General features: G+C 65.1%; 14 protein-coding genes and 1 tRNA gene. 5 read left to right on the plus strand and 10 right to left on the minus strand.

Annotated features, from left to right (window positions below; all coding sequences use genetic code 11):
* The first annotated feature begins 291 nt into the window (after positions 1 to 291).
* The 3 genes from Pme01_RS25300 to Pme01_RS25310 are packed head-to-tail and all read left to right on the plus strand — an operon-like array spanning position 292 to position 2,674.
* Positions 292 to 1,155: a winged helix-turn-helix domain-containing protein gene (locus tag Pme01_RS25300; RefSeq protein WP_168113907.1), complete on the plus strand. Its 864-nt coding sequence runs from the start codon at positions 292 to 294 to the stop codon at positions 1,153 to 1,155.
* A complete protein-coding gene (locus Pme01_RS25305) occupies positions 1,152 to 1,850 on the plus strand; it encodes an HAD family hydrolase (RefSeq protein WP_168113906.1) in 699 nt (232 codons plus the stop codon). The genes Pme01_RS25300 and Pme01_RS25305 overlap by 4 nt, the downstream gene beginning before the upstream one ends.
* Positions 1,847 to 2,674 (plus strand): aminoglycoside phosphotransferase family protein, encoded by an 828-nt coding sequence (locus Pme01_RS25310; protein ID WP_168113905.1) that lies wholly within the window; start codon positions 1,847 to 1,849, stop codon positions 2,672 to 2,674. Before Pme01_RS25305 ends, Pme01_RS25310 begins: the two co-directional genes overlap by 4 nt.
* A gap of 404 nt (positions 2,675 to 3,078) precedes the next feature.
* Here Pme01_RS25310 and Pme01_RS25315 read toward each other — a convergent pair whose 3' ends face one another.
* Positions 3,079 to 3,669, minus strand: a complete 591-nt coding sequence (locus tag Pme01_RS25315; protein ID WP_168113904.1) for a mobilome CxxCx(11)CxxC protein — start codon at positions 3,667 to 3,669, stop codon at positions 3,079 to 3,081.
* 232 nt (positions 3,670 to 3,901) lie between these two features.
* Between Pme01_RS25315 and Pme01_RS25320 the strand changes: the two genes are divergently transcribed.
* Positions 3,902 to 4,597, plus strand: a complete 696-nt coding sequence (locus tag Pme01_RS25320) for a hypothetical protein (RefSeq protein ID WP_168113903.1) — start codon at positions 3,902 to 3,904, stop codon at positions 4,595 to 4,597.
* A gap of 81 nt (positions 4,598 to 4,678) precedes the next feature.
* Here Pme01_RS25320 and Pme01_RS25325 read toward each other — a convergent pair whose 3' ends face one another.
* The 3 genes from Pme01_RS25325 to Pme01_RS25335 form a co-directional block, all read right to left on the minus strand.
* Positions 4,679 to 5,842 (minus strand): hypothetical protein, encoded by a 1,164-nt coding sequence (locus Pme01_RS25325; RefSeq protein WP_168113902.1) that lies wholly within the window; start codon positions 5,840 to 5,842, stop codon positions 4,679 to 4,681.
* The gene (locus Pme01_RS25330) at positions 5,843 to 6,367 is read right to left on the minus strand and encodes a DUF4365 domain-containing protein (protein WP_168113901.1); all 525 of its coding nucleotides are present in this window, start codon (positions 6,365 to 6,367) and stop codon (positions 5,843 to 5,845) included. It lies immediately after the preceding gene.
* 404 nt (positions 6,368 to 6,771) lie between these two features.
* Positions 6,772 to 7,233, minus strand: a complete 462-nt coding sequence (locus Pme01_RS25335) for a hypothetical protein (RefSeq protein WP_168113900.1) — start codon at positions 7,231 to 7,233, stop codon at positions 6,772 to 6,774.
* 607 nt (positions 7,234 to 7,840) lie between these two features.
* Between Pme01_RS25335 and Pme01_RS25340 the strand changes: the two genes are divergently transcribed.
* Positions 7,841 to 8,017 (plus strand): hypothetical protein, encoded by a 177-nt coding sequence (locus tag Pme01_RS25340; RefSeq protein ID WP_168113899.1) that lies wholly within the window; start codon positions 7,841 to 7,843, stop codon positions 8,015 to 8,017.
* Positions 8,018 to 8,639: 622 nt separating this feature from the next.
* Here the strand turns inward: Pme01_RS25340 and Pme01_RS25345 are convergent.
* The 6 genes from Pme01_RS25345 to Pme01_RS25370 form a co-directional block, all read right to left on the minus strand.
* Complete coding sequence (locus Pme01_RS25345) at positions 8,640 to 9,011, minus strand: hypothetical protein (protein WP_168113898.1); 372 nt, start codon at positions 9,009 to 9,011, stop codon at positions 8,640 to 8,642.
* A gap of 204 nt (positions 9,012 to 9,215) precedes the next feature.
* Positions 9,216 to 9,914, minus strand: coding sequence for a permease-like cell division protein FtsX (locus tag Pme01_RS25350; protein WP_168113897.1), 699 nt, complete (start codon positions 9,912 to 9,914; stop codon positions 9,216 to 9,218).
* Positions 9,915 to 10,101: 187 nt separating this feature from the next.
* A complete protein-coding gene (locus Pme01_RS25355; protein ID WP_203935857.1) occupies positions 10,102 to 10,620 on the minus strand; it encodes a hypothetical protein in 519 nt (172 codons plus the stop codon).
* Positions 10,621 to 10,829: 209 nt separating this feature from the next.
* Positions 10,830 to 10,919, minus strand: a tRNA-Ser gene (locus Pme01_RS25360).
* Positions 10,920 to 11,023: 104 nt separating this feature from the next.
* Positions 11,024 to 11,182: a hypothetical protein gene (locus tag Pme01_RS25365; RefSeq protein WP_168113895.1), complete on the minus strand. Its 159-nt coding sequence runs from the start codon at positions 11,180 to 11,182 to the stop codon at positions 11,024 to 11,026.
* A 12-nt stretch (positions 11,183 to 11,194) separates the two neighbouring features.
* A partial coding sequence (locus Pme01_RS25370; protein ID WP_239088456.1) for a methyl-accepting chemotaxis protein occupies positions 11,195 to 11,596 on the minus strand: 402 nt, incomplete at its 5' end.

The following is an 11,596-nucleotide window of genomic DNA, read 5'->3' on the forward strand; positions in this document are numbered from 1 at the left end:
CCACATCAGATCGTTGACGCACCCTGCCGGCGGCCGGTGCGGCGGTTCGGCCGGGTCGTACGGCAAGTCGCTCATCCGCGCCTCGCATCCTGCTGGAATGGCACCGAGGCGGGCGGGGTCGCGCCCAGCACCCGCCCCGGGCCGGCTCTTGTCGACGCACTTCATTCGCACGTCGCCGTCCATTTGACTGGCTTGGCTAGTCAAATGGACTGTAGAAACTGTCGCACCCTGTAGACAAGAGGGACCGGACCGATACTTCTAGCTTGGCTAGCCAGGCTTTAAGGTGAGCGAATGAGCGTCGATCTCCTGGACGAGCTGGACCCGGACGACCCCCGACCGGCATCCCAGCGGATCGCCAACCTGCTCCGGGCCGCGATCCTGACCCGCAAGTTCGCGCCCGGCGAGCGGCTGCCGTCGCAGAACGACCTCGCCGACCGGTACGGCGTGGCCCGCGAGACGGTCAAGACCGCGCTGCGCATCCTGCGCGACGAGCGGCTGATCGTCAGCCGGCAGGGCAGCGGCGCATTCGTCCGCGCGCAGACCGAGCGCCCGGTCGGATTGCGCCCGCACATCGAAGCCGCGTTCGAACGGCCCCACGTCGCGATCGACTTCGCCGGCTTCTCCGGCGAGACGTTGCACGGTGCGATCCAGGAAGCCCTCGACAAGATCCGGGCCGGCCGGCTCACCCCGGAGTCGATCGCGATCCGGATCCTGCTGCCCGACCTCGACCTGCCGGCCGTCGTCCCATCCCGCGCCGAACCGCCGGGCGACGACCCGGCCGTACGCGAACGTGCCGCGCGGATCGTCCGCCGCCACACCGAAGCGATCCTCGAATCCGTACGCGAGCTGGGCGAACTCGGCCTGGTGCGCAGCGCCACCGCCGAGGTACGGGCGCACGGCACCACAGCACTGTTCAAGCTCTACATCCTCAACGGCGATGAGGTCTTCTTCGGCTTCTACCCGGTGGTCCAGCACACCGTGTCCATCGATAAGCAGCCCGTACCGATCTTCGACGTGCTCGGCAAGGACGTGCCGCTGTTCCACTACACCGCCGACGACACCGACGGCGACGGCACCGGCAGCCAGTACGTCCAGCAGGCCCGCGGCTGGTTCGACAGCGTCTGGACCACCATCGCCCACGAGTACACGCCATGACGACGCCCATCGACCACCCGCTGGCCGACCGCCGCGCGCTGCTGCTGGACTTCGACGGCCCGGTCTGCGCCGTGTTCGCCGACTACCCCGCCGCGACCGCCGCCGCGCAGCTGCACGCCGTCATCCGCGACCGGCTCGGGCACGTCCCGCCCGACATTGCCTCGCTGACCGGCCATCCGCTGGGCATCCTGCGCCGGACCGCCGACCTCGGCGACGACGAGCTGACCCGGGCCGTCGCCGACGCCTGCAGAGACGCCGAGCTGACCGCCGTGGCCAGCGCCGCGCCCACGCCGGGTGCGGTCGATGTCCTGCACGCCGCCCACGACAGCGGCTGCGCGGTGGCCATCGTCAGCAACAACCACGCCGACGCCATCGAGAAGTACCTTTCCGCCCACGACCTCCTCGGATACGTCGGCGGCATCGCCGGCCGCACCGACGGCATGGACCCCCGGCTACTCAAGCCACACCCGCTCCTGGTCACCGCCGGGCTCGCCACCGTCAACGCCCAGCCAGCCGACGCGGTCTTCGTAGGCGACTCCGAAACCGACATCGAAGCTGGCCGAGCCGCGGGCGTGACGACGATCGGGTACGCCAACAAACCCGGCAAGCGCGAACGCCTGGCCGACGCCGACCTCGTCGTCGACTCCCTGACCCCGCTCGTCGACGCGATCCGCCGCCTGGCGGCCAGGCCGTGACCGCGGCCGCCCCGCAGGTACCGGCCGATGTGATCGCCAATGTCCGCCAACGCTGGCCCGAACGCGCCGACACCTGGGCCGATCTCGTCGATGCCGAGCTGCGTGATTTGTGTGACCGCTACGACGCCACACCGCGGCAGGTCCTTCCCGCCCGGTACGGCTTCGTCATCGCCGCCGAGAGCCCAGCCGGCCCGATCGTCCTCCGCAGCAGCCCCGACCCTCACGGCCTCGAACAGGCCGCCGTCGCAACCACACTCGCCAAACTCGACCTCGCACCGACCGTCCACGAGACGACCACCACCGACCACGGCACCTGGACGATCTTGGACGAGGTACGGCCCGGCATACCGCTCGCCGATGCCGACCCGAGAACGGTCAGCCTGGAAGCGCTGTTCGCACCGCTAGCCGCCATGAATGGGCAACCGGCACCAATGCCCGGCATGCCGTCCATCGTCGACTGGCTCCGCCACCGGCTCGAAGACGACCACCTCACCGACCTGCGGCCCGGCGCGACCATCGCACCCGCCCACGAGCGACGAGTAGCCCTGGATGTCCTCGACCAACTGGCCGCTGACCTCCGCCCGAACCTGTGCCATGGGGACGTCCAGCCGGGGAACATGTTGGCTGGTGGCGGCGAACGCTGGAAGCTCATCGACCCACGAGGGATGGCGGGGGAGACCGCGTACGACGTGGCCGTGCTAACCATCAAGATCGCGCTCTATGCGGCGTCCAAGGAACTCGTGGCACGGGTGTCCGGACTTGCTGATCTGGACTCAGAACGTGTGGCGGCGTGGATAACCGTTGCCAGCACCGCGCGGGTTTGATCCGCGTATCGCCAGCTGTGCAAACCTACGGCCCCCCCTTGACCCCGCGCGGGCGTCGAGGATCTGCACCTATCGGGGGACGGGGGCGGTGCGGCGACCCGGGCGGTCGACGTCCGTACCCGTCTCCCGGTCGCAATCGTCGGCTCGCTGTTCCAAGGGAAGACGAGACGACGATCTCCCGCCCTTCGGCTTAACGACCGCAACAGGGGCATCCCCCAGAGACAGGACCGAGCACAACTCGGTACGCCTCCTCCACCTTCGAGGATTTCGTAAGCTGGTTGCCCCGAATGTACTCGTTCAACTCGTTGATGAGATCGTCCTGCTGAGCCGCATTAAGCCTGGTGAAGCCCGAGAAGACGAGGGCGGTCGCGCGGTCCATCAGACTCCTTTGTTGAAGATCACGTTCAGAACTTCCCGCAAGTATCGCAGTCCGTAGCCTTCATAGACGTTGGAACCTGTCCGCACGTCGCGCACTTCCGCTCGAACTGACGTAGGGCCGCCCGCATGCCCATCCGCAGTTCCTTCTCGGTTAGATGCTGGCGCAGATCCTGATCCCGTCGGGCGGAGTCTTCCGTCCTCAGCAGGTCGAACTCCGTCCGGAACCTGGTCCCCTTCGGGGGCGTACGACCGAGGTCGGCAAACCGCCGCGAGAGGCTCTCGTTCGACACGACCGACTCGTTCGCGTATGCGAGTTGATCCGTCCATCCGGCCAACGCCGACCAGGTCGACAGCGCAAGCTGACCGATGAGCAGGACGCTCGCCCCAGCAATCATGATCGACAACCCGGGCAGCTTAAGGCCGAAGGACAACAAGATCGCGCCCATCAGCAGCGGGATGATGATGCCCGAGTAGGTGATCCAGAGCTGCGCTCGCTTGAGGCGGCGCTGTCGCTGCTGAAAGACGTACGAAGTGCCGTAGGCGTGGATCGCGTTCGTCCAGCACTCCTGGCGCAACGAGTCCTCCGCGGAAGCACTGTTCATGGCCTGCTCGGACACAATCGCCTTCCCCGGTCTCGACACCTGGCTATTACATGGATCATGATGGGCAGTCGGACGGAGCCTACGCCGGAAAGCGGGCACTCGTTGCCTCAGACGTGCCGCCGAGCAAGCGCCGGCGTGATCGTTCATTTAGATCTTGAGCGACACATGCACGACCTTGAAGCGTCTTGTCACGCTCGCGCCGTACTCTCACCCGAGCTACTCTCCTCCGCGTGATTGGTAGGTCGCCTTGAATATCCCGTGGGCGGACATCTCGTCGGCCGCTCAAGCGTTTGGCTCTGTCGCCGCTGCCCTCATTGCGGCATACGCCGCCTTCCTGAGCCGCTCAGCCGCCGGCAGGTCAAACGAGGCCTCAGCCACAGCGAATGCGGCCGCTGCGAAGCTGGCGGCCATCGAAAGCCAGCGCCGCAAGAGCGAGTTGTGCCCTCGGCTGCGGGTGATCTGCGAGCCGTTCAACCTTGGCTCCGACATTCTGCGCCTGCGCGTGATGCTGGTTGGTCCGCCGGGCCTGGACCGCCTCGACCGACTGACCGTCACCATCCGGGACGACCACTTCCGACGCGGCGAGCACCAACAGATCATGGGCGGACCAACCGCAGACGAGATCAAGCGGCACATCTGGGGGCCGTACCACTTCATGCGATTCACCGGCCCGAACGATGCGCGGGCTGACGACACCGGCCGCACAACCGTGTACGACGCCGACTTGCCGATTGGCGAGGAGCTGCCCTTCCAGCTTGAGCACACCCTCCCGGGACACTGGATGAACTCCATGAGCCAGGAGGATTGGCTACGCCAGCGGGGAACGGTAGTGCGTATCGCCTTCACTGCTGAGCACAAGGAGTACGGCACTTGGTACTTGCCCTGTGAGATCGACACGGCAACTCTTCCGGTGAAGATATACGTGCCGCAGGCAGAGTCCTGACATGATGCCCACCGACACGCTTGACCAGACCATGCACAGCGCTTGACCCTTGGCGCCGACTGGGGTACCCCTTGATTACTCTTATGGCGCTACCTCAGGAACATATTCGAACGCCGAAACTCGATGGATCGTCGATCGGTTCCCCCGTCGACTTAGATCTCCTCGCACAGATACCAAATCCCCCGAATTATGTGCGCTAATTGCAAGTGCATAATCTGACTCTGACAGTTCGACCCACACACGCCAAAGGCGTTCGCTAGAGTCGCCCTCCATAACGCCGGCGATGCTCACTTCACCGGCCCCGAAGTTGCTTTCGCGATGCAAGCGCACCACGCTTCCGATGATGCGGACGTCTTCCTCTGGGGTCCGAGCTCGCATCTCCTTGGCGGCCTGCGACAACACTTGTATAACCGGCGGGTCAAACCGAATTGGTGGGGTTGGTTCTACAGGGCGGGAGATTGCCCATTGAAATGTTAGCTGGAACGGGTTAGCAGACTCGCCCGCCAACCCCGCCAGTGCCTCACATAGGTTGGCAGTGACGCCTTGGTCTACTTGCGACGTGAATGCGTCGAGGCCTTCGTCTTGGCGCACGACGAGTTCTGCCGCACTGTAGGCCTTGGTGGTGGCAGTGTAGAGGAACTGTGAGACTTTCCGCTCAAACGGCAAGGCTTGATACTGGATTTCCGGCTGTTCAATGGGGAGGATTTCTTGCCCTACACGAGGCGGCAAAGGAACCTCTACCGACCATATATAGCTGCCTTCGTAGCTCGGACCGAGCCTGACCATGCGCATGAATTCCAGCGCAGCAGTTGGCTTCTTTGCCGACTGAACGGCCTTACGAAGGGGGCTGGAGATTGCGACAGCCGCCGCTAATACCCACTGGCGAATGTTCTCTAAAATCTGAGAGGCGTCATTAATTGGTATTGTGCCGGCCGGAGAATTCGGCATAGTGCGGACGTACTGTACGTCCGCAGCAGCAGTGGAGATGTCGCGGAATATTTCCAGTTGTGACCGCTGCTCCACCTCTTCGAGAAGATCTAAAAGTTGACGAATGAAGCCTGCGTATCCTTTCATTCCATTGTTGGCCGGAACTAGCGCTTCCACTTCGCCGCCTAGCATTTCCAGTTGCCACAATGTGCCGCCGGCCGCTGGACTGGGCGACCATCCTCTGCTACGTAGGTAGAGAGCAATCTGGGACGGGTCGCGTGCGGCGAGCGCTTCTGGATCTACGATGCGCACGTCCACCTAAGCCACCCCCGCTTCGCTGATCGGTCCGGCCAATAGGCTGATTAACGCCTCTACTGTCAGAAGATTTTCTTTTGGCACATATACCGTCTTAGTGGACTTCACTGGCAATTCAGCAGCCGGCGGTTCGTCCATTAATGAGGCCCAGTATGCCGCATGGTGTAGGTGAAGGCAATTGTGGGAAGCGAGCGTGTACCTTTCTTTCTCTGGTGGCACTATCACCAGGAATAAGTACCGTGGGAGCGGGAAGTCGGTACCGACCACGCCCACTAAGTTGTCGTAGTTTTCGAGGTCCAGCGGGTACCGCCACGTCGCATCGTCGGACTTGGGCGCCGACCACGACTTGACTTGCGCTTCAATCGCGGGGTGTCGAACCGAGTTAAGCCGACCAGGAAATCCGATCTGGATATCCACACCATCGACGTCCAGATCCTTCTTGGATGTCGTTAATCCTGCTGCGCACGCCAAACCCCGCACGAGGGCCTCGCCATAGTGGCCTTGCCAGACTTCGCTGTTGAGTGCCATATGCACTGCTCCCAGGGCCATCACACACGGTCACCGTGTCATCGCAGAGGTAACCGTAGTGCCTGACCTCTTCTGGATCTAGACCTTGACGCGACAACTATCGACCAGTCTGAAAGGGATCCGGGATCGATTGCACACAGGCCACATGTGAGGTAACGGCCAGTGTCGAGGCAGTTACAGGAGCGCGGAGGGCTGCCACCAAGGCGAGCGGGAGAGGCTGACCTTGGACGCCCCTACGGATCAGAAGGGGTGGCGCTTTGCTGTACAGCCATCCGGACAGCCAAGCACGCCAGCCGGAGCAGACACCGGCCGACAGCTACGGACTCTCTGAACAGCGACGGGGCTCCCCTACCAGCCCGCCATGATCTTCTTCTAAACTGAGGTTCAGCCTGGCGGCGAAATGCCTAGCCCAGGAGTCGCTCGGCCCAATAGATCTGACCATCGGGTCCCATATTGATCAGGGCAACGAGCAAGTTGGAGAGGGCGACGGGAGCCGTCGGTACCGCCTGCTCCGGTAGCTGCGGGCTGCGTGCGGCCGCGGGGAAGACTGCGGCGAACGTGACAGGCGTCGCGTCAGCTGCGAACACAGCGACACACTCCCCGGTCTCCCACCACGAGCCGTTTACCTCGTGACCAGCTACTCCCTGCAGCCAGGGGTAGCGATCGACGGCCCGCATCAGGTACCCGTGTGATCCGAGGCCGACCTTGTCGCGGCGCGGTGACGTGACCTCTTGGATCGCGGCCTTGAGATGGCTGCGTTTGTCGAGGAGAACGATCCAGAACGTTGCGTCCTTCTGTGGGCGGGGCGGCCGCTTCCAGCTCACGCGGCCGAGCACCAACTGATCGCCGGGCTGCGCCCAGGGCACGTTTGCTGTCCCCAGGGCGGCTGACGCCTCCTGGTTGCTGACGAATTGGAGCGTGGCGGTGGCGGCTAGAGCCTCCGGGCCGTACGGAGGCCGGTTGTGCCACCAGCGCCATGCCGCGTTACTCAATACGCCGACGACCAGGGCGAATGCCGCAAGACCTGCTTGTACTTGCCTCCGCCTCATGGCCAGAAGTACAGCACGTGTTTCGCTTCCCATGGGTCCGGTCGGCGGGCCATCAGGGGCCCCTGACCCCCGCAGTCCCGTACGGCGCACGCGGTGAGCCGGCGGCCCGGGAGGCCGCCCGGCCTCCCTCTGGTCAGCCGGCCGGGAAGCCGGCTCCCGCCGCCGGCAAGCCGCGTACCCGCCCCCGGACGGGCGGGCAGCAAAATGGCAGCGAACGCAGTGCCGATCGACGACGCCAGACGGCACAGAACCAGGCCGGACCAGCACAGGACGACAAACGACCGTCAAGGTCGACAGCTGGCAACAGCCCATCGCCGCGTTCACACCGAAGCGCTCGCAAGGGCGGTTGATCCCCGGAGCGTGCAACCGCACCGCACCAGTCGCGGACCTTCCCTGTGAACTGCGCACGGATAGCGTCCGTGCCATGGTCGAGATCCGCCTGACTGGTGATGCCGCCGAAGTCGAGAAGATCGCGCGGCTGCTGGCGGTCGAGGCTGAGGCTGGGCGCCTGGTCGTGGACTACGGAAGTGGCCCGCTTCCCATGTCGTCGGGCCCGAGCCGGACCACTCACTACATACACGCACGGACCGTCACCGACTGAGCGCCGCGCGGTAGGCCACCCGTGGTCACTCCAGGCTCCTTGATGCGGAGCTGGCTGCCGCACCCCCGTGGTAAGGGCCATGTGGGTTTCCCGAGCTGACGGTCCGGGAGCCAAGGGCGGGAGCCAGCCGGATGAACGAGCGCGGGCGGCAGCGAACGCGGACCGACGACACCCGGGCACGCGACCAGCGCATACGGACTTCTGCGGACGGCCCTGAAGCGCTCTTGGGAATCTACGGATCAGATGGTCAGGGTCGACGTCCAAAACAAGATCATTGTGCCCGCCATGTGCCCACAGAGAGCCATCGACAGTGGGACCCGGCCGGACACAACCGGATCCGAACGAGAGCGCGGCGCGCACGAATACCAGCAGGCCAGACGGCCTGTGGTGCAGGTGGAGCGGAGGGTGTGGGATTCGAACCCACGAGGACGGGGATACCGCCCTAGCGGTTTTCAAAAACCCCGGATCTTCAGCGCCGATCATCCCGATGACCAGGCCGGGCGCCGGCCGAGTGTCCCCGAACCGGCGTCCATGCCCGCCATGTGCCCGCAGCCCACTAGTCGCCTGTCGAGCCTCATCACGTACGTAACGGATGATCATCGGGCCTGGGTGACACGTTCGGCTAGCTCCGCAGCAGGGCGGACACGGCGCATGCCAGCCACGCGCAACCGACCCAGCCGCCAAATGCCGCCACCGTGCCCGCATATACCGCCGATCCGGGCCTGCGGACGAGAAACCAGTACGCCGGCAATGAGATCGCCAGGCTGACCAGAAGGAACGGGACGACGATCCCGAGTAGGTCCGACACGCTCGGACCAGTCCAGCACGCAAGCGTCTTCTCTGTGCACGTCCTATAAGGACCGACTCTTTCCGGACCCAGGCCCACAAACTCAGGACCGAAGAGCAGGGTCGCCAGCGCGATCGGCACCACAACGGCGAGCGCATACCAGCCCGCCAGCACGGCAAGGCCCCGGCGCGCCATGGTCGCGTCCACGGACGGAACCGTAGCAACGCCGAGCCAGTCCTCAACGGCCGTGTAGGGCAGGCAGCCCAGCTGGGCAGAGTGTTACGCACATCCTGATACCGATCTGTCACACAGATCCCGAGAACCCCCACCCCGGCCTCGTCGCGGGTCAAGGTCCGCTTGACGTTGCGGACCGGACGGCCGATCCCCATTGGCCCGCTCCGGCTGCGCCCCTCAAAGCATCGCCACTGGCACCAGGCGCACCGCCTCGACGCCATCAAGGCGTTCAATCTCGGGCGGCATGAACCTACCCTTCCCGTTTAAGGGAAGCTGGAACCGCAGCGAAGCGCGCGTCACCTGCGAGTTGAGTTTCGTGGCAAGATCGCCCTTGCCTTGGCACTGCTTGCGCAGGCGCTCATAGGCGGCGTCGCGGTCCTCGAACTCGACTGATTCCGCGTGGGGTAGCGCCCGGAGGGCCTCCTCTACGGCGGCTCGCTGCTCTCCCGTCGCCGTCGGTTCCAGCCGAACGATCACTCCAATCCGCGACGGCAGGGGATCAACATCGGCGATCATGAGCACCACCGCCCCGACGCCGTCGACCATGCCCATCACCAGATCAACTGCCTCAGCGACCGACGCGTCCGTCACAGTCGCGCGAAAGGATTCCGACAGGTGCCCCGGCCCCAGATCCGCCGGCAGCACCGGCGAGTCCTTCCGCATTTTCTCGTAGGCCTGATCGCGGGTCTCGAAGGCGACGCCCTCTATGCTCGGCATCGCGCGTAGTCGCTGCTCCACCACGCTTTTTTGCGCTGCCGTCACATCGTGGTCCAGCAGGACGGTCAATGTTGTGGACCCGGCCTCCTTAGGCTCTGAGGTGCAAGCGGACAAAGCGGCCAGGAGCAAGAAGGCCAATACCGGCGCGACGCGACGCATGGGTCAGATCGTAGGTGGGCGCGAGGCATCGAGTGATCCCAGAGCCTTAGCCCGGCGTACCCGATCCGTGCCCAATGCAGGGGTCAACACGGGACGCTCGGGACACGTAGCCCGGCCGACGATCAACGTTCGGTAGCGATCTCCCTGGTGCCGCGAATTGGCCTGTTCTAGATCAAGCGCGGTGCACCTACCTTGGCATCCGACGTTCGCCGACCTCGCTGGGCAACGTCGCTCGAAGGCGCTGGATCGTCCGGGTGATCTCATCTCGGTGCTTCGCGGACTTGATCCAGGCCGGAAGCTTCTCGAGCAGGCTTGTGTAAGGCCGCTCGGGACCGCGCTCACGCAGCCGGGCGCGGACGTAGCCGTCGATCAGTTCGAGATGTTCGCGATTGAACGCCCAGAGCGTCTTGCCACCACAGCACGATGCCTGAAGCCACAGCGGTCGCCTGAAGTACGGATCGAACGGCCCGCCCCAACACGAAGACGACCCCTCCGGCTGCCATGTGGCGGAGTACGCGCACGCGAGGCAGGACAGGTTGCGAGGGCAGAACCACGGGAGTGCCGTTGTCGGGTCAGTCTGCGGACGTACGACAGCCGTACCGCCGCAGCGCGGGCACACCACGATGATGTCACTCATCGTCAACGCGTAGAGATGAGTTCGCGGGTCACGAAAGCGGTCGTCATCACCCGGCTGCCGGCTATCCACTCGATCATTGTTGCTGGTAGAGCTGCACCGGGCACCTGAGTTACTGGCGTCCGGCGCGCGCGAGGTGGAGGCCCGTCCCCCGATAGGTGCCCGCCATGTGCCCACAGAGAGCCATCGACAGTGGGACCCGGCGGGACACGACCGGACCCGGACGAGAACGCGACGAGCGCAGATACCAGCAGGCCAGAAGGCCTGTGGTGCAGGTGGAGCGGAGGGCGTGGGATTCGAACCCACGAGGACGGGGATACCGCCCTAGCGGTTTTCAAGACCGCCGCCATCGGCCTCTAGGCGAGCCCTCCTGAACCGCGAAAACATCTCGATCATGCCGCCTCATCCGGGTCGGCGTCCCGTGACTGTCCCGCAGCGGGCGACGCGTCGGCCGGAGTCTCAGCGCCACCCGCGACTAGTTTGCCAGATGCCGCCGGCCGTCGAGCACGGCGGCGATCGGTTCGTCGATTTCCTCGCCCGGGCCGTTGGGGCGGTCGGCGCGGACCGCGAGCAGGACGGCCGAACCGATGATGATCCGGGAGGCTCGGACGACGGTCCCAGCCTCCCGGATCACGGTTTCACACGATCAGACCCGGAAGCGCCCGACGACGTCCTGCAGATCGCTGCTCATGCGGGCCAGTTCCTCGGCGGCCCGCTGCGACTCGGTGACGCCCTCGGTCGTGGTGGCCGCGGCGGCGGCGACACCGGCGATGTTCGAGGCGATCTCCGAGCTGCCGGTGGCCGCCTCGGCCACGCTGCGGGTGATCTCCCCGGTCGTGGCGGACTGCTGCTCGACCGCTGAGGCGATGGTCAGCTGGTAGTCGTTGATCCGCCCGATGATGGCGCTGATCTCGTCGATCGCCTCCACCGCGCCGGCGGTGTCGCCCTGGATGGTCTGTACGCGGCGGGAGATGTCCTCGGTCGCCCGGGCGGTCTCCTGGGCCAGGTCCTTGACCTCGCTGGCCACGACCGCGAAGCCCTTACCGGA

Origin of the sequence: Planosporangium mesophilum (genome assembly GCF_016863255.1) — a bacterium.
In the GTDB taxonomy this organism is placed as follows: Bacteria; Actinomycetota; Actinomycetes; order Mycobacteriales; family Micromonosporaceae; genus Planosporangium; species Planosporangium mesophilum.

Excerpts from the sequence above, each read along its gene's own strand:
- Pme01_RS25300 (WP_168113907.1), top strand. The coding sequence starts at position 292 with ATGAGCGTCGATCTCCTGGACGAGCTGGACCCGGACGACCCCCGACCG.
- Pme01_RS25305 (WP_168113906.1), top strand. The coding sequence starts at position 1,152 with ATGACGACGCCCATCGACCACCCGCTGGCCGACCGCCGCGCGCTGCTG.
- Pme01_RS25330 (WP_168113901.1), bottom strand. The coding sequence starts at position 6,367 with ATGGCACTCAACAGCGAAGTCTGGCAAGGCCACTATGGCGAGGCCCTC.
- Pme01_RS25340 (WP_168113899.1), top strand. The coding sequence starts at position 7,841 with ATGGTCGAGATCCGCCTGACTGGTGATGCCGCCGAAGTCGAGAAGATC.
- Pme01_RS25350 (WP_168113897.1), bottom strand. The coding sequence starts at position 9,914 with ATGCGTCGCGTCGCGCCGGTATTGGCCTTCTTGCTCCTGGCCGCTTTG.